The organism is Pseudomonas alkylphenolica (assembly GCF_004025535.1).
GTDB lineage: Bacteria > Pseudomonadota > Gammaproteobacteria > Pseudomonadales > Pseudomonadaceae > Aquipseudomonas > Aquipseudomonas alkylphenolica_A.
In genome coordinates this window covers 26,787-47,078 of record NZ_QJRG01000036.1, presented here as the reverse complement: position 1 = coordinate 47,078, position 20,292 = coordinate 26,787, and the positions used below count along the sequence as shown (strand labels likewise).

Sequence of the window (20,292 nt, the reverse complement as noted above, 5' to 3'; positions counted from 1 at the left end):
CCTTCAGAAGTCATACCGGCCGGTCACACCCAGGGTTCTTGGCGTACCTGCCAAGCCTTCATAGCCACCGTTGGCAGCGCTCCAGAGGGTGGTGTAATAGGTTTTGTCGAAGGCGTTTTTCAGCCACAGCGAAACATCCCACTGCCCCTGGCCCAGATCACCGCGCAAGCCGGTGGACAGGTTGACCACGGCGTAGCTGGGGATCTGCGCAAAGTCGGAGTCTTCGACGGTGCCCACGGCCTTGGAGCGAAATGCATAGCTGGCGGTGACGTAAGGCTGCAGGCCGTTGTCCAGGTCCCATTGGTACTGGCCATTGGCGTTGCCGATCCACTTCGAGGCGCCGACCACTTGATGCCCCGTCAGGTCGCAGGCCGCCGGGGCGCCTGGCTGCAGGGCCACTTCGGGGGCGCACGGGGCGTCTTTGTAGGAGAGGTAACGCACATCGTTGTAGGAGCCGTTGAGGTTCAGGGTCAGGCCCCGCACCGGCACGAGGGTGCTTTCCACTTCAACCCCGCGTGAGCGTACCGAGCCTGCGTTGGTCAGGTACTGCACGCGGTTGGCTTCGTCGTAGGCGTTGGTCTGGTAGCCATGCACCTCGGTCCAGAACAGGTTGGCATTGAGCTGCAAGCGGCGGTCCCAGAGCGTGCTTTTGAGACCCAGTTCGGCGTTGTTGGCGCGCTCGGTGCCGACCAGCAGCGAGTCGGCACCGGCCACGGGCGCCGTCGCCACCGCCAGGTTGACCCCCCCGGACTTCTCGCCATGGGACAAGGTGGCGTAACCCAGCAGGTCATCGGTGAAGCGGTAGCTCAGGTTGAGCAAGCCCGAGGGGCTGGCGCTGTACTGGTTGAGGTCTCCCGAGTCATAGGCGCCGACACGCCCCTGCCGGGCCACGGCGGCTGCACCGGTGACGGCAGCGCCGCCGGCTGGCGCGGCACGATCCACCCAGGCGCTTTTTTCCTCATATGTGCCGCGTATGCCGGCGGTGAAGTCCAGGCGCTCGGTCAGGTGCCAGGTGCCCTGGCCGAACAGGGCGAAGCTGTCGGTCTTGATGTGGCCCTTGCCCAGGGTGGTGACATTGGCCAGGGCGCCGGCCGGGGTGCCATTCCAGATATCCGCCTGTGGGCCGTAGTAAACAAAGGACTCGTTATCCAGATCGGAGCCAAAGTAGTAGGCGCCGACGACGTAATCGAAGAAGCCGCCGGTAGGCGAGGCCAGGCGGAACTCCTGGGAGTACTGTTTATCGCGTACCGATACCCCGGAGTTATACGCTGCGGGCACGTTCAGACCTTCGTCGTTGCGCGGGGTGAAATCCCACCAGCGGTAAGAGCTGACCGAGGTCAGGGTGAAGTCGTTGTCCAGGGTCCAGTTGGCTTCCAGCGAGGTGCCGCCCTGGAACACCGTGACCTGTTGATCGCTGTCCAGGTTGACCTTGCGCTTGCTGCCATCGATCAACGTGGCACCGGCTGCAGCGGCACGGGATTCGTAGCGGTTGACGCCATTGATGGTCGGTCCGGTGCTGTACAGCAGGCGGGTACCGGCACTGGAGTCTTCTTCGTTGTAGTCACCGATCCAGCGCAGGTTGAACTGTTCGCTGGGCTTGTACAGCAACTGGCCGCGAAAGCCCTGGCGCGAGCCGCCATTGAGGGTATGGCCGTCAAATTCGTTCTTGATGTCGCCGTCGTTGCGGGTGCGATAGGCGGAAAAACGTCCGGCCAGGGTTTCGCTCAACGGTCCGGACACGGTGCCCTTGGTCTGGAAGTAGCCGTCTTCGCCCACCGAGGTTTCGATGCTGCGCTCGGGGGTGAAACTCGGTGCCCGGGTACTGATGTTGATCACCCCGGCCGTGGTGTTCTTGCCGAACAAGGTACCTTGCGGACCACGCAGGACTTCAAGCTGTTCGATGTCCATCAGGTCGAATACCGCCATGCCCGGGCGGCCCAGGTAGACGTTGTCCAGATAGAAGCCGACGCTGCCTTCCAGGCCATCGCTGGCCGGGTTGTTGCCCAGGCCACGAATCGACACGCTGGACTGGCGCGCATGCATGTACGCGACGTTGACGCTTGGTACCAGTTGCTGGAGGTCCTGAATCCTGTAGACCCGCTGGCTTTCAAGGGCCTGGCCATCAAGCACGCTGATCGGCGTTGGCACACTCTGGGCACTCTCCTCACGCCGGCGTGCCGTCACGGTAACGGTCTTGAGCTGACTGTCGCTGGCCTGCACCGCCGGCTTTGCCGGCTCGGCTGCCTGAACCGGTAACCAATGTGCACTGCCCGCCAGCAACAAAGCCATGGGCAAACGCTGGAGCCGTCGAGAAGAAAGGGGGGCGGGACGATCGATCGGCCTCATGGGCGGCTCCTAGCCAGGAATCTATATTCCTGAAAGTTATTTATTTATGATTCAACATGCATTTACTGAATAAGTGATTGCCTTTATAAGGAGTGCAACAGAGGCAAGGCAAATGCATTTGCCCGATACTTTTTATGTGAAAAATGCATATCGACTTACGCCAGCTCCGCCACCTGATCGCGCTCGCCGAACACCGCAGCTTTGTTGCCGCGGCCAGCGCGGTGAACCTTTCGCAGTCGGCGTTCAGCCGCAGCATCCAGGCCCTGGAGCACAGTGCCGGGTGCTTGCTGGTGGATCGCTCGCAGAAGGAATTGCCGCGGACCAAACAGGGCCTGGTGGTGCTCGAACATGCGCGGCGCCTGGTCAGTGGCGCGCGCCTGTTGAGCAATGAGATTCGTCAGTTCAATGGCCTGGAGGCCGGTGAGCTGCGCTTTGGTTGTGGCCCGGCGCCGGCGGCGGGGTTGGTACCACGGGCCATTGGTGGCTTCATCGGCCGCTACCCGAATGCGCGTGTCTTGTTCCAGGTCGATGACTGGCAAAGCCTGAACAAGCGGTTGCTGGCCGAGGAGTTCGAGTTCTTTGTAGCCGACACCCGCCAGTTCGAAGCGGACCCCGATTACCACACGCGACGTCTGCGGCCACGGCGCTGGTATTTCTGTTGCCGTGCCGGGCATCCGTTGGCGGGGCAGGCCAGTGTCAGTGCGCAGGCGCTGTTGCAGTACCCGCTTGCGGCGACGCTGAGGCCGCCCAATTTGCGCAAGGTGCTGGGTGACCTGAGTGGCCAGCCGGAGTTTGTCGCCAACGTTGAGTGCGAGAACAGCTACAGCCTGTTGGGCGTGGTGCTCAGCTCGAACGCCATCGGTATCTGTACCGCCAACAGCGATGCGCTGCACTCCGCTGCAGGGGCATTGGTGCGGTTGACTATCGACGGGCTGGGGGAAGACTGCGAGGAGTTGTACACCCGCTACGGGATTGTCAGCCGGGCACGCTTGCGTTTATCTCCGCTGGCCGAGGCGATGATCGAGCAGATTGTGAGTACTGATCAGGCGGACCAGTCCCTGGATGCACGCAGCCTGGAACACCTGGCGATTTGAGCTGGGGTGCCATCGCCGGCAAGCCGGCGATGGGTGTCAACAGCGATCAGATATTGGCGACTTTCTGCCATACCTTGGGCTTGAAGAACAGCGTCTCGCCACGGGCCAGCCCGCTCAGGCTGTCGTGATCCTTGACCACTTCGGCTTCGATCAGCTCGCTTTGCCCTTCCACCTTCAGCGTTACCCGGGTCGTCGCACCCAGTGGGCGGATATCGCGGACCTCGGCGGCGTGGTGACCTTCGATCTCATGGCGTGACAGCGACACTTCGTGCGGCCGGAACAGCACATGATGACCTTCGCTCAGGTGCAGGCGGTTGGAGTCGCCGAGGAAGTGATAGACAAAATCGCTGGCCGGGTTCTCGTACACCTCGCCCGGTGAGCCGATCTGCTCGATCACGCCCTTGTTCATCACCACGATACGGTCAGCGACTTCCATGGCCTCTTCCTGGTCGTGGGTCACAAACACCGAGGTCAGGTTGATGTCTTCGTGCAGGCGCGCCAGCCAGCGGCGCAGCTCCTTGCGCACCTTGGCGTCCAGTGCCCCGAAGGGTTCGTCCAGCAGCAGTACCTTGGGCTCTACTGCCAGAGCACGCGCCAGGGCGATACGCTGGCGCTGTCCACCAGACAGTTGCTCGGGGTAACGGTCGCTCAGCCAGTCCAGCTGGACCATGTTCAGCAACTCGTGGACCTTCTCGGCAATCTTGCTCTCGCTTGGGCGCTCGCCCTTGGGCTTCATGCGCAAGCCGAAGGCAACGTTGTCGAACACGCTCATGTGACGGAACAGGGCGTAGTGCTGGAACACGAAACCGACGTTGCGGTCACGGACGTCGTGGCCGGAAACGTCCTCACCGTGGAATACGATGTTGCCTTGGTCGGGCGTTTCCAGCCCGGCGATGATGCGCAGCAGGGTGGTCTTGCCGCAGCCGGACGGGCCGAGCAATGCCACCAGCTCACCGCTGTGGATATCCAGGTTGATGCTGTCCAGGGCCTGGAAAGCGTTGAAGCGCTTGCTGACGTTACGAACTTCGATCGACATGAATTATTCCTCCGCTGCGCTATGGCGCAGGCGGTTAATGCGGGACTCGCTCCACTGCTTGAGCAGCAGGATAAAGAGCGCCAGGATCAGCAACAGGCTGGCCACGCTGAAGGCCGCGACATGGTTGTATTCGTTGTAGAGGATCTCGACATGCAACGGCAAGGTGTTGGTCACCCCGCGAATGTGCCCGGAGACCACCGACACCGCGCCGAACTCGCCCATGGCCCGTGCGGTACACAGCACCACGCCATAGATCAGGCCCCATTTGATATTGGGCAGGGTGACATGCCAGAACATCTGCCAGCCGTTGGCGCCCAGCAGGCGTGCGGCTTCTTCTTCCTGGGTACCCTGCTCCTGCATTAGCGGGATCAGCTCCCGGGCCACGAACGGCACAGTGACGAAGATGGTCGCCAGGACAATGCCCGGCAAAGCGAACACGATCTGGATGTCGTGATCCTGCAACCATGGCCCGAAAAGGCCCTGGGCACCGAACATCAGCACATAGACCAGACCTGCAATCACCGGCGAGACCGAGAACGGCAGGTCGATCAGGGTGACCAGGATGCTCTTGCCACGGAAGGTGTACTTGCTGACGCACCAGGCCGCGCTGACACCGAACACCAGGTTCAGCGGCACCGAGATGGCCACGGCAATCAGGGTCAACTTCAGGGCCGACAGGGCATCAGGCTCGAAGATCGCCTCAAAGAAGGTACCCAGGCCCATTTTCAGGCCCTGAGACACCACGATCACCAGCGGCAGCAACAGGAACAGGGCGAAGATCAACCAGCCGAGGCCGATCAGGATTCGCCGTGAAGTAGCACTGCCACGGCGGGCGGCGTTGGCCGAAGCGGCCGCGCCAAGGGTGGATGCAGACATGGACGTGGCCTCCTTCAAGGGGTTTCGATGCGCCGCTGCAGCAGGTTGATCAGCAGCAACAGGATGAAGGAAACCACCAGCATCAAGACGCCGATGGCAGTGGCGCCGGTGTAATCGTATTGGTCGAGTTTGACCATGATCAGCAAGGGCAGGATTTCGGTTTTCATCGGCATGTTGCCGGCGATGAAAATCACCGAGCCGTACTCACCGACACCGCGGGCGAACGCCAATGCGAAACCGGTCAGCCAGGCAGGCAGCAGCGCTGGCAGCAGCACGTAGCGGAACACCTGCAAGGGTTTGGCGCCGAGGCAGGCAGCGGCTTCTTCAACTTCCCGCGGGATGTCGGCCAATACCGGCTGCACCGTACGCACCACGAACGGCAGGGTGACGAAGGTCAGCGCCAGGGTAATGCCCAACGGGGTGTAGGCGATCTTGAAACCGAGGTCGGTGGCGAACTGGCCAACCAGGCCTGCCGGTGCATACAGCGCCGTCAGGGCGATACCGGCGACGGCGGTGGGCAGAGCGAAGGGCAGGTCGATCATCGCCTCGATGATCTTGCGCCCGGGGAAGGTGTAACGCACCAGTACCCAGGCCAGCAACGTGCCGATGATGCCATTGATGATGGCGGCGCACAGGGCAGTACCAAAGCTCAGCTTGAGTGCGGCGAGAACGCGCGGCGCACTGACGATGGCCCAGAACTGCTCCCAGGTGAGTTGGGCGGCATGTACGAACATGGCTCCCAGCGGTATCAGCACAATCAGACTGAGGTACACCAAGGTGTAGCCCAGCGTCAGCCCGAAGCCGGGTATGACGGGGGAGATACGACGTGACATAAAGGTCCCTGGTTGAACGCACGAAGCCCGGGACGAGTCCCGGGCCCATGCTGGCTACTGAACGGCGATTATCCTTGCGGCCATGTATTACTGGGCCGTGTAGATCTGGTCGAACACACCACCATCATTGAAAAACTTGGGTTGGGCAGTCTTCCAGCCACCGAAGTCTTTGTCGATAGTCACCAGATCAAGTTTCGGGAACTGCTTGGCGTATTCGGCGGCCACTTTGGCGTCACGTGGACGGTAGAAGTTGTCTGCGGCAATCTTCTGTCCGGCCGGGCTGTACAGGTACTCCAGATAAGCCTTGGCGATCGCTTCGTTGCCCTTTTTCTCGGCGTTCTTGTCGACCACTGCCACAGGTGGCTCGGCGAGAATCGACAGCGACGGCACTACGATGTCGAACTTGTCGGCACCACCGTCTTCCTTGAGCGCCAGGAAGGCTTCGTTTTCCCAGGCCAGCAACACGTCACCCTGACCGTTGTTGACGAAGGTGATGGTCGAGCCACGGGCGCCGGTGTCCAGTACGGGTACGTGCTTGAACAACTCCTTCACGTATTCCTGGGCTTTGGCTTCGCTGCCACCGGCTTTCAGGCCGTAGGCCCAGGCGGCAAGGAAGTTCCAGCGTGCACCACCGGAGGTTTTAGGGTTCGGAGTAATGACCGAAACGTCGTTCTTGACCAGGTCGCCCCAGTCCTTGATGCCTTTGGGGTTGCCCTTGCGCACCAGGAACACGATGGTCGAGGTGTACGGAGTGCTGGCATCCGGCAGGCGGGTCTGCCAGTTGTCCGGCAGGGTCTTGCCAAGCTTGGCCACTTCGTCGATGTCACCGGCCAGGGCCAGGGTCACCACGTCGGCGCGCAGGCCGTCGATGACTGCCCGGGCCTGTTTGCCCGAACCACCGTGGGATTGCTGGATCTTTACCTTGTCGCTCGGGTTGGCCTGCTGCCAGTGCTTGATGAATTCGGCGTTGTACTGCTGATACAGCTCACGGGTCGGATCATAGGACACGTTCAACAACTCGTAGTCCTTGGCGATGGCGGAACCGGCAAAAACGGCGCTGGCAAGTGCGGCCAGGGCATAACGGCGGATGGACATGGTGAAGCTCCCGATTGGCGTATTTTTCTAATTAGATGGCGCGTTCATCGCGGGGCAGGCCCGCTCCAACAGTCAGCTGGGCTTGTTGCCGGGGTTTTGCAGACGGAACTTTTCCTTGCGTTCGATCTGGACGACCTGAGCGTTGTGCACGGTGATTTCCACGGCACCAAAGCGCAGGTCGCGCAAGGCGCTCTGGATTTCGCGCAGAATGGTGGTTTCGTCCTGACCGTCAACGCTACGCAGAGATGCGCTCATGCTCGTGCTCCTGTGAATAAGGGATGCCGTGCAGTTGCGAAGTTGAGGGCGACTGCACCTGGCTTGAGGGCAATCTTAGGGGGGGTTGAATATTCTTAAAAATACTATTTAAGAATTTTTATATAACCAAAAATATTTCAAGGTTTTGCCTTGCTCTACAATCCATCGCCAACAGCGCCAGCACCTGCGCAGGTGCTGACCTGCCAGCGATCAGACCCTCAGTTCCAGCGCAATTGCTGCGCGGGAACCGGCCGCCCGAACCAGTAACCCTGTCCCAGCTCACATTCGTATTCGAGCAGAAACTGCGCTTGTTCAACCTGCTCGATGCCCTCGGCCAGTACCTGCAAGCCCATACTCTTACCCAAGGCGATGATCACCCGGACAATCGCCACATCGTCCTCGTCGTGCGGCAGCCCGGCGACAAAACCCTGGTCGATCTTGAGCTTCTGTACCGGCAGGCGTTTGAGGCGCAGCAGTGACGAGTACCCGGTGCCGAAGTCATCGATGGCCAGGCGCAGCCCGAGCTCACGCAGGCGATGCAGCTGTTCCAGTGCGACTTCGGGGTTGTCCATCACCGCACTTTCCGTCACTTCCAGCTCCAGCAATGCCGGATCCAGGCCGGTGTCATGCAGCACCTTGGCTACCTGCTGGTACAGGTCGCGCTGGCTGAACAGGCGACTGGAAATGTTCACCGCCACATACAGCAGCTGTCGTCCCTCGGCTTGCCACTGCACCATCTGTGAGCAGGCCTGGCGCAGCACCCAGTTATCGATCTCGGCAATCAGCCCGGAGCGCTCGGCAATCGGAATGAACTCACCTGGCGGTACTAGGCCGCGCTCCGGGTGTTGCCAGCGCACCAGGGCTTCGACGCCAATCATCGCGCCGTTGCGCAGGTCATGCACCGGCTGGAAGTAAACCCTCAGCTCTTCCTGCTCCAGCGCCCGGCGCAGCTCGGCTGTGGTCTCGACCCGCTGTTGGGCATGGGCTGTCAGCTCTTCGGTATACAAGGCATAACCGGCACGACCACTGGCCTTGGCCTTGAACAGCGCCGAGTCGGCATTGCGCAGCAGTTGTTCGGCGCTCAAGGCGTCGCTGGGGAACAGGCTGATACCGATACTGACGCTGACGAACAGGCGCTGGTTATCAAGGATGAACGGCTCTTTCATCGCATCGATGATGTTTTGCGCCAGCGCCGCAGCCGGGCCGACCTGCGGGCATTGCTCGGTCAGTACGGCAAACTCGTCGCCGCCCAGGCGAGCCAGGGTAACGCCGCTGCCCAGCAGGGCCTTGAGGCGCTCACCGACGACCTTGAGCAACTGGTCGCCGACATTGTGGCCGAGGCCGTCGTTGATGCTCTGAAAGTGGTCCAGGTCCAGCAACAGCAGCGCACAACCGCGCTTGTTGCTCTGGGCTGTTGCCAGCGCCTGCTCGGCGCGGTCGTTGAACAGCAAACGGTTAGGCAAGTCCGTCAGCGGGTCATGGTGGGCCAGGTAGATCAGCTCACGCTCGGTGTGTTTGATTGCGCTGATATCGCTGAACACCGCCACATAGTGACTGAGCTTGCCGCAGTCATCATGGATCGAGCAGATCGTCTGCCATTGCGGGTACACCTCGCCGCTCTTGCGCCGGTTCCAGATCTCGCCGCTCCATTCGCCCTTTTGCGCCAGGGTCGCGAAGATCTCCTGGTAGAACGCGGCATCGTGGCGGCCGGATTTGAACTTGTTCGGGCGCTGGCCGATGACTTCCTCCTTGTCATACCCGGTGATGCGCATGAACGCGCGGTTCACGTGCACGATCAACCCTTCGCTGTCGGTCACCAGCACACCCTCAAGGGTGCTGTCGAACACCGCCGCCGCCATACGCAGGCGTTCACGGTCTTCGCGGCGCAGGCGAGCGCCGACGCCGATGAAATTCAGCAGGCGGGCACGGGAGGAGAAAATCAGCAGGGCGCTGCACAGCACCCAGGCATAGGCGCTGATCAGTTGCCAGCGGGCGAGTTGCTGAGGATTATCGAAAAGACTGCTCAATAATTGATCAGAAAGTGCCAGCCACAGAACAGACAACACCAGATAAAGCGCAGCCATGCGCAAGGCGTCTCGAAAAGGATCAGACATAAGGTCCTGACAAGCCCACAGAAAATATTGGGGGATTATAGGGTAGAAACATCCCGTGACCTCCTATCTAAAAGGCCGACTGGTTTTATTCGCTCGTGCAGGGATAATGCTTGCCGCTGTTCCCTATGTTCTAGAGGGCCCTTACGCCTATGTGGTACCAAGGTTTACTCAACTTGTCGGCCTGGCAATTGCTGGCAGTTACGCTGGTCATGACCCACGTGACCATCGTCAGTGTCACCGTCTACCTGCACCGATATTCGGCTCACCGCTCGTTGGAGCTGAACGCCGGGCTCAAGCATTTTTTCCGTTTCTGGCTGTGGTTGACCACGGCGCAGAACACCCGCGAGTGGACGGCCATCCATCGCAAGCACCACGCCAAGTGCGAAACCGTCGACGATCCTCACAGCCCGGTGATCAAGGGCCTGTCGACCGTGCTGCGCAAGGGTGCCGAGCTGTACCGCGAAGAAGCGCAGAACCCCGAAACACTGCGTATCTACGGCAAGAACTGCCCTGAAGACTGGATCGAGCGTAACCTCTATTCGCGTTACAAGATGGGCGGAATTGCCCTGATGGCGGTCATCGACCTTCTGTTGTTCGGCACCGCGGGCATCACCATCTGGGCGGTGCAGATGATGTGGATTCCGTTCTGGGCCGCCGGCGTCATCAATGGCCTTGGCCATGCCGTGGGTTATCGCAACTTCGAATGCCGCGACGCGGCCACCAACCTGATGCCGTGGGGCATCATCGTCGGCGGCGAAGAACTGCATAACAACCACCACACCTACCCCAACTCGGCCAAGCTGTCGGTCAAGCGCTGGGAGTTCGACATGGGCTGGGCCTGGATCAAGCTGTTCTGCTGGTTGCGCCTGGCCAAGGTGCAGCGCATCGCACCGATCGCCCACCGCGTAGAAGGCAAAGGTCAGCTGGACATGGACACCGCCATGGCGATCCTCAACAACCGCTTCCAGATCATGGCCCAGTACCGCAAACTGGTGATCGCGCCGCTGGTCAAACAGGAACTGGCCCGGGTCGACGACTCGGTACGCCATCAGTTCCGTCGCGCCAAACGCCTGTTGTCGCGGGAAACCAGCCTGCTGGAAGACCGTCACCACGTACGTATCCAGACCATGCTCGAGCACAGCCAGTCGCTCAAGACTATCTACGAAAAGCGCCTGGCCTTGCAGCAGATCTGGGCACGCACCAGTGCCAATGGCCACGATATGCTGGCCGCTATCAAAGACTGGGTACACGAAGCCGAAGCCAGTGGTATCCAGTCGCTGCGTGATTTTGCAGCCCAGCTGAAAACCTACTCCCTGCGGCCGGCCCTGAGCTGATGCCGTTGATCGGCGCGCCCCCTTGGGGCGCGCGCGATCAGGAACTTCACCGCCTATTCTCACTCTGACTGGCTTAACGCCTGCGTGGCGGGCCGGGTCGTGGCCGCCCGCCTCTGTGTGAGAAGTTCCGCGCAAATGGTCAATAAGAAACCGACGTCCCACTGCCACAGCGAGCCGCCAGAAGCGGCCCAGACACTGTTGGCGCTGATGCACGCCCAAGGCGAAGTGGCGCGCTTGAGCGAGCGCGAACAACTGTTCAGCTCGCTGCTCGACAGCGTTAACGCCGTACTCTGGGCGTTTGACTGGGAGTCGCGGCAGGTCCTGTATGTAAGCCCCGCCTATGAGCGAATCTTCGGTCGCCCCGCCGGCCTGCTGCTTGCCGACTACAACCAGTGGCGTGACAGCATCTACCCCGACGATCTGGAGTACGCCGAGCGTAGCCTCGCCGAAGTGTTGGTCAAAGGCGCTGTGGAAGACCGCGAATACCGCATCATCGACGCCAACGGCAAGGTGCGCTGGCTCAGCGACAAGTGCTTCATCAATCAGCAGACGGACAACAGCCACCGGGTGATTGTGGTCGGAATGGCCGAAGACATCACCGAAAAAAAGCTGCTTGAAGGTGAACTGCAGCGCCTGGCTACCACCGACGTCCTGACCCAGAGCAGCAATCGCTGGCACTTCTTCGACAGTGCCGAGCAGGCGTTTGAAAGCGCCAGGCGGGATCAGACGCCGTTGGCTTTTCTGCTGCTGGATATCGATGACTTCAAGCAGATCAACGACACCTACGGCCATCAGATGGGCGACTCTGTTCTGCAGCGTATCGCCGATACCGGCAAGGCCGTGTTACGTCGTGGCGACCTGTTCGGGCGTATTGGCGGCGAGGAGTTTGCTGCGGTGTTCCCCGGTTGTACGCCACAGATCGCGCAACAAATTGCCGAGCGCTTGCAACGGGAAATCCAGCGCTTGAGTTTCAGCCATGAGCAGCAGACGTTTGGTGTGTCAGTAAGTCAGGGGCTGACGGGCATGACTGACGACGACAAAACCCTGGACAGCTTGTTTGCCCGGGCTGACGCCGCGATGTACCAGGCCAAGCGCCAGGGCAAAAACCAGATCGTGATTGGCTAAACACCCGTCGCCGGCGTTGCCGGCTCCCACAGGTATGCGGTTCACCCGTTAATTGTGAGGTTGGCGAAGTCGGCGATTGGCCGTCAGGTCTTGCGCAACCGCCCGAGCTCCGGCATCCCCACCTTGAGCAAGCGCGCCGTCCTGCTTTCGGCTAGCGTCTCCAGGCCCTGATCGGCAGGCAAGCGTGCCAGTTGCCCGGCCAGGTTCATCACTAGCGCTTCACGTGAGTACACGCCCCCGCCCAGCTGGTAGATCGCCGCAATCAACTCGCGCAGCTCCAGCGGCAAGCGCCAGCGCGTGCGCAGTGCGGAACCAAAGGCGGCGGCAAACTCGTTGAGCGACAGCGCAATGTTGTCTTCATCCAGCTCACCCCCGGACAAGCGCCATTCCTGCAAACAGCGCAGCAGCGCCAGGTCACCCAGGCAATGCAGCAAGCCGGCGCAGTAACAGCGCTCCTGATCCAGTTCGAGCATTCGCGCCAGGGTCCGCGCGTACTCGGCGGTGTGCAACGACAGCGCCCAGTAATGCTCGGCATGCCCGGACAGCAACGGATCACTGAGCCTGGCGCTGCGCTTGAGTGCCAGGCCCAGGATCAGGTTCATGCTCTGGGTGGTCCCCAGTTTGTTCAACGCCTGCAATAAGGTTTGCACCGCGCCGTCGCGGTGCAATGCGGCACTGTTGGCGGCGGCGATCAGCACCGCGGTAATTTGCGGGTCGTTGCGGATTTCTTCTTCCAGGGTCTTGAGGTTGAGGCCTTGCGGATTGAGGCTGCGCTTGATCGCTTGCTGCACGTCGGCCAGCAACGGCCCGCCATCGGCCGTCGCCCGGCGTCCTTCGAGAAAACGCTGCAGAGTCATGCCCGGTTGCAACGGCACCACCGGGCAGGCGATCTCTTCGCCCACCTTGAGCAGCAGCTCTTCCAGGCGATGACGCAAGCTGTCCATGTTCAAGGGTTTGCTCAGGTAAGCCGTGGGCGCATACGGCAGTGCTTCGCGCACGCTGGCAACATCACTGCGGTTGCTCATGAGAATGAACGGCAGTATCGGCTGGCGCCCCTTGGCCCGTACGTTGCGCAGCAGGTCCAGGCCATCACCCCCTGGCAACTCACGCGCGGCAATGATCAGGTCAGGCTGGCAGGACAGTGCGGCGAGCGCCTGGGAGCCATCAGCGCAGACCTGTACGCGGGCGTCGCAACGCACGCTGAGCAACATCTGGCTGAGCATCTCCCGTACCCAGGGATCGCCTTCGGCAATCAGCACGCAGGGCGCTGTGGGCGGGTTGGCACTGCTCATACTCAAATCTCCGACAGTTCACGACACGCAATCCCGCGTACCTTCCAAGTGCTCTCCTAAGAGGCAACCTTAGCCTTCTTACCTTCCTTTGGTCGAAAAAAAACCCGCCGAAGCGGGTTTTCTTCTAATGCGTCACAGTTTACGCGAGTTCTGCGAAGCACTCTTCGATGATTGCCAGACCTTTGTCCAGTTGCTCATCAGGCGAGGTCAGCGGAACCAGGATACGCAGGACGTTGCCGTAGGTGCCGCAAGACAGCAGGATCAGGCCCTTGTCGCGAGCCTTGGCCACAACCGAGGCCACTGCAGCAGCGTTCGGCGCCAGGGAACCGGCTTTTTCGACAACTTCGATAGCGATCATCGAGCCCAGAGCACGCACTTCACCGATGATCGGGTGCTTGTCCTGGATCTTGCGCAGGCCGGTGACCAGACGCTCGCCAACAGCCTGGCTGCGCTCCAGCAGTTTTTCTTCTTCGAACACTTCCATCACGGCCAGGGCCGCGGCGCAAGCGATCGGGCTACCGGCGTAGGTGCCGCCCAGGCCGCCTGGAGCGATAGCGTCCATGTACTCGGCCTTGCCGCACACACCGGCCAGCGGGAAGCCGCCAGCGATGGATTTGGCGAAGGTGGTCAGGTCTGGAGCAACGCCCATCTGCTCCATGGCGAAGAAGGTGCCAGTACGGCCAGCGCCGGTCTGTACTTCGTCAGCGATCAGCAGGATGCCGTGCTGGTCGCACAGCGTGCGCAGGCGCTTCATGAACTCTTTAGGCGCAACGTAGAAACCACCTTCGCCCTGAACTGGCTCGAGGATGATTGCAGCGATGTCACGGGCTTCGGCGTCGTTCTTGAAGATGCGCTCGATCGAAGCGATCGAGTCATCGATGCTCACGCCGTGCAGTTCGTTCGGGTACAGCGCGCGGAAGATGCCGCCTGGCATCAGGCCCATGCCGGCCGAGTAAGGAACGACTTTACCGGTCAGACCCAAGGTCATCATGGTACGGCCGTGGTAAGCGCCGGTGAAGGCGATTACGCCAGCACGGCCGGTAGCGGCACGCGCGATCTTGATGGCGTTTTCAACGGCTTCGGAACCGGTGGTAACCAGCAGGGTTTTCTTGGCGAAGTCGCCTGGAACGCGAGCGTTGATCTTCTCGCAGACTTCTACGTACGGTTCGTACGCCAGCACCTGGAAGCAGGTGTGGGTCAGTTTGTGCAGTTGGGCTTCAACGGCAGCGATGACTTTTGGATGCACGTGACCGGTGTTCAGTACCGCGATACCGCCGGCGAAGTCGATGAACTCACGGCCTTCAACGTCGGTAACGGTAGCGTTCTTGGCCGAGTCGGCGAAGATCGGGTGGATCTGGCCAACACCGCGTGGAACGGCGGCTACACGGCGCTGCATCAAAGATTCGTTGGTCTTGCTCATAGTGTCCTCAATTCGCACACACAAGGTGGCGCGATTCACGTCAGAGTGGCCGGTATTCAACTGCAGGCAGCATGCGTTGATCGACTGCTGCAGGGGCCCAGGCCACTGGATGTACGGTGTAAAAAGGCCAGCGAGACGTCGCTCTCGCGCCCCGCTGGCAGAGGTAAAGCCTTACGCTGTGATCAGATGCTGATGCACAGGTATTTGATTTCCAGGTAGTCCTCGATGCCGTACTTGGAACCTTCGCGGCCGAGGCCCGAGGCCTTGATACCGCCGAACGGCGAGACTTCGTTGGAGATCAGACCGGTGTTGATACCGACCATGCCGTATTCCAGCGCTTCAGCAACACGGAACACACGGCTCATGTCGCGGGCGTAGAAGTACGAGGCCAGACCAAACTCGGTATCGTTGGACATGGCAATGACTTCTGCCTCGTCCTTGAAGCGGAACAGTGGAGCCAGCGGGCCGAAGGTTTCTTCCTTGGCCACTGCAGCGTTGTTAGGCACGTTGACCAGTACGGTCGGCTCGAAGAAGTTGCCTTCGATCAGCTTGCCGCCGGTCAGTACCTGGGCGCCTTTGCCAACGGCGTCGGCAATGTGCTCCTGAACCTTGGCTACGGCCTTGCCATCGATCAGCGGGCCGGTGGTGGTGCCGTCTTCCAGGCCGTTACCGATTTTCAGCTTGGCCACAGCGGCCTTGAGCTTCTCGGCGAAGGCATCGTAGACGCCGTCCTGAACGTAGATACGGTTGGCGCAGACACAGGTCTGACCGTTGTTGCGGTACTTGGAGATGATCGCGCCTTCAACGGCCTTATCCAGGTCGGCGTCGTCGAACACGATGAACGGCGCGTTGCCGCCCAGCTCCAGGGAAACCTTCTTGATGTCCTTGGCGCATTCGGCCATCAGCTGGCGACCGATTTCGGTCGAGCCGGTGAACGACAGCTTGCGTACGATCGGGTTGCCGGTCAGCTCGCTGCCGATGTCGCCGGCGCTGCCGGTAACCACGCTCAGCACGCCAGCCGGGATACCGGCGCGGGTGGCCAGCTCAACCAGGGCCAGGGCCGAGTACGGGGTTTGCGAAGCAGGCTTGAGGACCATGGTGCAACCAGCGGCCAGGGCCGGGCCGGCTTTACGGGTGATCATCGCCGCCGGGAAGTTCCACGGGGTGATGGCCGCGGTAACACCGATTGGCTGTTTGATAACGATCAGGCGCTTGTCTGGCTGGTGGCCAGGAATGGTGTCGCCATAAACGCGCTTGGCTTCTTCAGCGAACCACTCGATAAAGGAGGCAGCATAGGCGATTTCGCCTTTGGCTTCGGCCAGTGGCTTGCCTTGCTCGGTGGTCATCAGACGAGCCAGGTCGTCCTGATGCTCGATCATCAATTCGAACCAGCGACGCAGCTTGCCAGCACGCTCTTTGGCGGTCAGTGCACGCCAGGCTGGCAGCGCCTTGTCAGCGGCCTCGATGGCGCGACGGGTTTCGGCAGCGCCCATCTTCGGCACAGTGCCGATGATCTCGCCGGTAGCCGGGTTGTTGACCTTGATGGTCTGACCGTTGTCCGCGTCCAACCACGCACCATCGATGAAGGCTTGCTGGCGGAACAACTGGGCGTCTTTAAGCTGCATGTCGGCTTCCTTAACGGCACCGTACAGACACGGCGCGAATTATTGATTGTAGAAAAAGGAGAGCGTTTGAAATCTCAAACGAATCCTAGGAGCAACGAGGAAAAAGGACAATAGGGTGTTCGAAAAAAAGAACAAAAAGCGCTATGCGGCGACCTTTTTCAGATCAACGTCACCGTTAGGCCCTCGCGTGTGCAAAATCGAACACAGCCAATTGTGGCGATGGACGCCGCCAGTCTAGATGGGTATCATGGCGCCCGCGTTGCACTCGTAGCTCAGCTGGATAGAGTACTGCCCTCCGAAGGCAGGGGTCGTGGGTTCGAATCCCGCCGAGTGCGCCATCTTCTTTCTCCCTTTGGTCCCAAAGGGCTGGCGATCCGCCAGACGCGTTTCCCCTCCTTTACATCCCTGTAGCCAGCGCACCCTGCCGATTTCATTGGCGAGCCTGCTATTGCGGTGGCGCAGCTGCAGCGGTAGCCGCCTGCTTTTCCTGCACCAGCTTGTAGGCGACGTAGTACTTGTAGATGTTGCCGACGTAATCCACCGTCTCCCGGCCCACCACCTGGGCAGCGCCTTGTTCAACATTGCCGAACCAGACGTTCTTATCCAGCCCGGACTTTTCCGCCAAGGCCCGGAATTTGCGCAGATTGCCGGGTCCCGCGTTGTAGGCGGCGAAGGTCATCAGGGTTTTATTCATGGGCGTCAGTTGTGGGTCGCTCAGGTACTTGTTGGCAAGCAGGTGCATGTACTTGGAGCCGGCCTCGATGTTTCTATCGGCGCTCTTGTCGATTTCGCTGATGGCGACGGTAGGGTCCTTCGCCGTTGTGGGTAGCAGCTGCATCACGCCAACTGCCCCTCGGGGGCTGCGGGCCAGCTGATTGAGTTGCGACTCCTGAAAGCCCTGGGCCATCAGCATCAGAGGATCAAACCCGTAGGTGCTGCCATGGCGCTTGAAGATCTCCACCATCGTCTGGAATTTCTTCATTTCCGCTTCCGAGGTGGCGTTAAGCACGCGTTTACTGCTGTTGGTGACGTATTTGGTCCGCAGGCTGTTGCCGAATGCAGTACCGATTTTGTGGGTTTTGACGAACGCCGCCAATTGGGCCTTTAGCTGCGGGCTGTCTTTACGAATCGCCCAGGCAAATTCGGAGTTTTCATGCAGGTAGAACGCCTCGTGAATTTTCATGTCGGTGTAGAGCGGTGACCAGATCTTCGCAATGTAGCGGTCCACCACCGTGGCCTTGAGTAAGCCGGCATTGACCATTTGCAGCAAGTCTTCGGACTCCAGGTTTTCGTCGGCGGCCTTGATGTTGATGGGGGCCAGCCCTTTTGCCTTGAATGAGTCGTTGAGCGCCTGGAGGTGCTCGTAATAGCTGCTCGACGAGCGGACAGTCACCTCCTCGCCAGATAGTTCCTCACTGTTGTTGAAGGCTTTGCTGCCCGGCCCAGTCACCAGTACCTCCGGAATGTTCACCGCAAACGGATCGGAAAAATCCACGGTTTTCAGTCGGCCCTCTGTCACGGTCAGCCCGCCGACGGCAATGTCGCCGACGCCTTTGATCAACTTGGGCATCAGTTCGTTACGGCTTGTAGGGATAAACATCACCCGCCATTGCATCGATTTTTTTGCGTACGGCTGGGTTTTGTTGAGCCAGGCCTCCAGCCCCTTGCCCAGCTCATAGCTCAGGCCGCGCTGATGGCCGCGGTCCAGCTCAAAGAAGGTTTTGCTGTAAGGCACCAGGATCCGCACCAGGCGGCGCTTGCGCATGCCTTCGAAGTCACCGACCCAGTCCTCGGGCACCGGCAGCACCAGGCTTTGCACTTCGGCTTCTTCGGCGGGGGTCAGTTCGACGGCAGGCAGATCGGGTGGGGCGGCGGCAAATGAGGTGTTGAAAAGGGTCAGCAATAAACAGAAGCAAAAGTACGCTAAGGCACTGCGGCGAATGTTCATGTTCACTCACTCACAAGGTTGCGAGGGTGCCATCTCCCTAAGGCACAACCATCTCTAAGCATAGTTGATCGCCACGACCGCAAACTCAGTACGCGCTCACCGCACGAGCAGGAAAGCTGTCGATAAAGGCGGCAATCTGCCGGGTGCCACGCAGGTGTACGACAGGCACGTGCGGGGCTGTGGCCAGGCGAACGGCCTCGATGCCAGGGCGGTAGCCTCGATCAAACTGCCACACAAATTTCAGAAAGGTCAGAAACGCGCGGTCGAGTTTCTCTGAGCAGCCAGCTGCTAGGTCAGGGCGAGGGCGGTTCATCACGCTACGCCGGATCACCCGGGTGAAGCAGGTGAGCCCGGGGGTGTCCAGCCAGATGACCAGATCGGCGCGAGGCAGGCGCAGGTCGAAGGTACGCCGGGCATAGTTGCCTTCGCAGACCCAGGCATCGCTGGCGACCGCAGCCCGGACCCGCGCACGAAATTGCTCGGCATCCGGCTCGACCCAGCCAGGCTCCCAGAACAAGGTGTCCAGATGCACCACGGGCAGCCCGAGATGCGTGCCGAGGGCACGGGCCAGGGTGGATTTGCCGCTACCGGCATTACCCAGAATCACAATCCGTTGCATGGGGACGTCCTGTCGGGAAAAAGCCGGAAAGTTTGCCGTTTCCGCACTTTCAGTGGAAGGCCGCGCCGGCAGATTTATTACTATTTGCACTAACAAATGCCCCCTTAAGTCCTGTTGGCTTTACCCAGGATTAACTATCCGCTTAGAATAGTGGCATTATGCCGCCGCCAATAAATGGACTGCCGCCCGGTTACCCACACCCTCCAGGGAATTTAGGAATGAAAATGCTGAAACACTGTCTGGCCTTGACCGTTGTTGCCTCTCTCGTTGGTTGCCAAGCAACCGGCGAGCAGTATCAATCCGATGTGTTTGATGCCAGCCAGGTGAACACCCAGCAAGAAGCCAAGACCGTCAAGATCATCACGGTCTCCCCGACCAAGATCAAAGTCAGCAACGAAAAGAACCAGAAAGCCGCAATGATGGTCGGTGGTGTACTGGGCGCTCTGGGCGGCGCAGCACTGGGTGCGGGCAAGAACACTGACACCGCGATCATCGGCGGTGTTGCCGGCGGCGGTGCTGGCGCGCTGGCAGGCTCGATGGTTAGCGACACTTCGCTGGTACCTGGCGTGCTGATCGGTTACTCGGAAAACGGCAAGATTTTCACCTCCGCTCAGGTTGGCCGCCCATGCGACTACAAGGTCGGTGAAATCTCCCTGATGGTCATGACCATGTCCAACGAAACCCGCATTCAGCCGAATGCTTCCTGCCCAGATCCGAAGAACAGCTGAGGCCGGTCGACATGAAGCATATTGTTCTGGGCACCGCCCTCGCGCTGTGTGCCGCCACCGCTGTGGCAGGCCAGTTCGATCAGCTTTACCAGATCGAACAGCAGACCAAACAAACTGAAGCCGCCCTGGAAACCGAACGCCTGCGCCAGGCCGCCGCCGCCCAGCAGCGTGCTGAGTCTCGCGAAGCTGCTGCCCGCCAGCAGCGCGCCGCCTCGCAGCGCGCCGCCGCGCAAGCTGCCGCCGCACGGCAGCAGGCGCAAGCCGCCGAGCACAAGCGTGTGCAAACCCGCGAAGAGGGCTACGAAGACGAGCTGCGCGCGCTGGAGCTGGAAGAGCGTCGCCTGCAACTGCAAGCGAAAAAGGCTCAGGTTGCACGGGCTAATGACTACATCGATGCCGAGCTGCGCGACAGCGCCGCGCGCACCGACGTGATCCAGTCCAACGCCGACTCCGCACGCAACGTCACCTCGGGCACCAAGTCGCTGCTTGAAGATGCCGGCAAGGCTGAAGTCAAACGCGCTGGCAGCCTGTTCGGCAATTAACCATCACGGC

17 protein-coding genes and 1 tRNA gene are annotated in these 20,292 nt (G+C 60.5%); 6 read left to right on the top strand and 12 right to left on the bottom strand.

Annotated elements, in window-relative coordinates:
- Window positions 1–3 precede the first annotated feature (3 nt).
- A complete protein-coding gene (locus DM813_RS08385; protein WP_128322964.1) occupies window positions 4–2,346 on the bottom strand; it encodes a TonB-dependent receptor in 2,343 nt (780 codons plus the stop codon).
- Window positions 2,347–2,489: 143 nt separating this feature from the next.
- On the opposite strand from DM813_RS08385, the gene DM813_RS08380 reads away from it, so the two are divergent.
- A complete protein-coding gene (locus DM813_RS08380) occupies window positions 2,490–3,440 on the top strand; it encodes a LysR family transcriptional regulator (RefSeq protein ID WP_128322963.1) in 951 nt (316 codons plus the stop codon).
- A gap of 46 nt (window positions 3,441–3,486) precedes the next feature.
- Here DM813_RS08380 and DM813_RS08375 read toward each other — a convergent pair whose 3' ends face one another.
- The 6 genes from DM813_RS08375 to dibA all read right to left on the bottom strand — a co-directional run bounded on the left by DM813_RS08375 (window position 3,487) and on the right by dibA (window position 9,649).
- On the bottom strand, window positions 3,487–4,476 hold the full coding sequence (locus DM813_RS08375) for a sulfate/molybdate ABC transporter ATP-binding protein (RefSeq protein WP_128322962.1): 990 nt from the start codon (window positions 4,474–4,476) through the stop codon (window positions 3,487–3,489).
- A gap of 3 nt (window positions 4,477–4,479) precedes the next feature.
- Window positions 4,480–5,352, bottom strand: coding sequence for a sulfate ABC transporter permease subunit CysW (gene cysW / locus DM813_RS08370; protein ID WP_128322961.1), 873 nt, complete (start codon window positions 5,350–5,352; stop codon window positions 4,480–4,482).
- 14 nt (window positions 5,353–5,366) lie between these two features.
- A complete protein-coding gene (gene cysT, locus DM813_RS08365; protein WP_128322960.1) occupies window positions 5,367–6,185 on the bottom strand; it encodes a sulfate ABC transporter permease subunit CysT in 819 nt (272 codons plus the stop codon).
- Between the two features lie 87 nt (window positions 6,186–6,272).
- Complete coding sequence (locus DM813_RS08360) at window positions 6,273–7,280, bottom strand: sulfate ABC transporter substrate-binding protein (protein WP_128322959.1); 1,008 nt, start codon at window positions 7,278–7,280, stop codon at window positions 6,273–6,275.
- A gap of 72 nt (window positions 7,281–7,352) precedes the next feature.
- Entirely contained in the window at window positions 7,353–7,535 is a 183-nt protein-coding gene (gene oscA / locus DM813_RS08355) for a sulfur starvation response protein OscA (protein ID WP_128322958.1), read from the bottom strand.
- 218 nt (window positions 7,536–7,753) lie between these two features.
- The gene (gene dibA, locus DM813_RS08350; RefSeq protein ID WP_128322957.1) at window positions 7,754–9,649 is read right to left on the bottom strand and encodes a phosphodiesterase DibA; all 1,896 of its coding nucleotides are present in this window, start codon (window positions 9,647–9,649) and stop codon (window positions 7,754–7,756) included.
- A 149-nt stretch (window positions 9,650–9,798) separates the two neighbouring features.
- Between dibA and desA the strand changes: the two genes are divergently transcribed.
- Window positions 9,799–10,983, top strand: coding sequence for a delta-9 fatty acid desaturase DesA (gene desA, locus DM813_RS08345; protein ID WP_128322956.1), 1,185 nt, complete (start codon window positions 9,799–9,801; stop codon window positions 10,981–10,983).
- 135 nt (window positions 10,984–11,118) lie between these two features.
- The gene (locus tag DM813_RS08340; protein ID WP_128322955.1) at window positions 11,119–12,108 is read left to right on the top strand and encodes a GGDEF domain-containing protein; all 990 of its coding nucleotides are present in this window, start codon (window positions 11,119–11,121) and stop codon (window positions 12,106–12,108) included.
- Window positions 12,109–12,191: 83 nt separating this feature from the next.
- Here DM813_RS08340 and DM813_RS08335 read toward each other — a convergent pair whose 3' ends face one another.
- The 3 genes from DM813_RS08335 to gabD all read right to left on the bottom strand — a co-directional run bounded on the left by DM813_RS08335 (window position 12,192) and on the right by gabD (window position 16,445).
- Entirely contained in the window at window positions 12,192–13,400 is a 1,209-nt protein-coding gene (locus tag DM813_RS08335; protein ID WP_128322954.1) for a response regulator, read from the bottom strand.
- A 139-nt stretch (window positions 13,401–13,539) separates the two neighbouring features.
- Window positions 13,540–14,820: a 4-aminobutyrate--2-oxoglutarate transaminase gene (gene gabT / locus DM813_RS08330; protein WP_128322953.1), complete on the bottom strand. Its 1,281-nt coding sequence runs from the start codon at window positions 14,818–14,820 to the stop codon at window positions 13,540–13,542.
- Window positions 14,821–15,002: 182 nt separating this feature from the next.
- On the bottom strand, window positions 15,003–16,445 hold the full coding sequence (gene gabD, locus DM813_RS08325; RefSeq protein ID WP_128322952.1) for an NADP-dependent succinate-semialdehyde dehydrogenase: 1,443 nt from the start codon (window positions 16,443–16,445) through the stop codon (window positions 15,003–15,005).
- Window positions 16,446–16,706: 261 nt separating this feature from the next.
- Between gabD and DM813_RS08320 the strand changes: the two genes are divergently transcribed.
- Window positions 16,707–16,783 (top strand) — tRNA-Arg (locus tag DM813_RS08320).
- Window positions 16,784–16,890: 107 nt separating this feature from the next.
- Here the strand turns inward: DM813_RS08320 and DM813_RS08315 are convergent.
- Window positions 16,891–18,393 (bottom strand): lytic transglycosylase F, encoded by a 1,503-nt coding sequence (locus DM813_RS08315; RefSeq protein ID WP_128322951.1) that lies wholly within the window; start codon window positions 18,391–18,393, stop codon window positions 16,891–16,893.
- Window positions 18,394–18,478: 85 nt separating this feature from the next.
- A complete protein-coding gene (locus tag DM813_RS08310) occupies window positions 18,479–19,012 on the bottom strand; it encodes an AAA family ATPase (protein ID WP_128322950.1) in 534 nt (177 codons plus the stop codon).
- A 224-nt stretch (window positions 19,013–19,236) separates the two neighbouring features.
- Here DM813_RS08310 and DM813_RS08305 point away from each other — a divergent pair, with 224 nt between their 5' ends.
- Entirely contained in the window at window positions 19,237–19,740 is a 504-nt protein-coding gene (locus DM813_RS08305) for a hypothetical protein (RefSeq protein ID WP_241653154.1), read from the top strand.
- 11 nt (window positions 19,741–19,751) lie between these two features.
- The gene (locus tag DM813_RS08300) at window positions 19,752–20,282 is read left to right on the top strand and encodes a DUF5384 family protein (protein ID WP_128322948.1); all 531 of its coding nucleotides are present in this window, start codon (window positions 19,752–19,754) and stop codon (window positions 20,280–20,282) included.
- Window positions 20,283–20,292 lie beyond the last annotated feature (10 nt).

Bases quoted from the DNA above. Each gene is read 5' to 3' on its own strand.
- DM813_RS08385 (WP_128322964.1), bottom strand. From the start codon at position 2,346: ATGAGGCCGATCGATCGTCCCGCCCCCCTTTCTTCTCGACGGCTCCAG.
- DM813_RS08380 (WP_128322963.1), top strand. From the start codon at position 2,490: ATGCATATCGACTTACGCCAGCTCCGCCACCTGATCGCGCTCGCCGAA.
- DM813_RS08375 (WP_128322962.1), bottom strand. From the start codon at position 4,476: ATGTCGATCGAAGTTCGTAACGTCAGCAAGCGCTTCAACGCTTTCCAG.
- cysW (WP_128322961.1), bottom strand. From the start codon at position 5,352: ATGTCTGCATCCACCCTTGGCGCGGCCGCTTCGGCCAACGCCGCCCGC.
- cysT (WP_128322960.1), bottom strand. From the start codon at position 6,185: ATGTCACGTCGTATCTCCCCCGTCATACCCGGCTTCGGGCTGACGCTG.
- DM813_RS08360 (WP_128322959.1), bottom strand. From the start codon at position 7,280: ATGTCCATCCGCCGTTATGCCCTGGCCGCACTTGCCAGCGCCGTTTTT.
- oscA (WP_128322958.1), bottom strand. From the start codon at position 7,535: ATGAGCGCATCTCTGCGTAGCGTTGACGGTCAGGACGAAACCACCATT.
- dibA (WP_128322957.1), bottom strand. From the start codon at position 9,649: ATGTCTGATCCTTTTCGAGACGCCTTGCGCATGGCTGCGCTTTATCTG.
- desA (WP_128322956.1), top strand. From the start codon at position 9,799: ATGTGGTACCAAGGTTTACTCAACTTGTCGGCCTGGCAATTGCTGGCA.
- DM813_RS08340 (WP_128322955.1), top strand. From the start codon at position 11,119: ATGGTCAATAAGAAACCGACGTCCCACTGCCACAGCGAGCCGCCAGAA.
- DM813_RS08335 (WP_128322954.1), bottom strand. From the start codon at position 13,400: ATGAGCAGTGCCAACCCGCCCACAGCGCCCTGCGTGCTGATTGCCGAA.
- gabT (WP_128322953.1), bottom strand. From the start codon at position 14,820: ATGAGCAAGACCAACGAATCTTTGATGCAGCGCCGTGTAGCCGCCGTT.
- gabD (WP_128322952.1), bottom strand. From the start codon at position 16,445: ATGCAGCTTAAAGACGCCCAGTTGTTCCGCCAGCAAGCCTTCATCGAT.
- DM813_RS08315 (WP_128322951.1), bottom strand. From the start codon at position 18,393: ATGAACATTCGCCGCAGTGCCTTAGCGTACTTTTGCTTCTGTTTATTG.
- DM813_RS08310 (WP_128322950.1), bottom strand. From the start codon at position 19,012: ATGCAACGGATTGTGATTCTGGGTAATGCCGGTAGCGGCAAATCCACC.
- DM813_RS08305 (WP_241653154.1), top strand. From the start codon at position 19,237: ATGCTGAAACACTGTCTGGCCTTGACCGTTGTTGCCTCTCTCGTTGGT.
- DM813_RS08300 (WP_128322948.1), top strand. From the start codon at position 19,752: ATGAAGCATATTGTTCTGGGCACCGCCCTCGCGCTGTGTGCCGCCACC.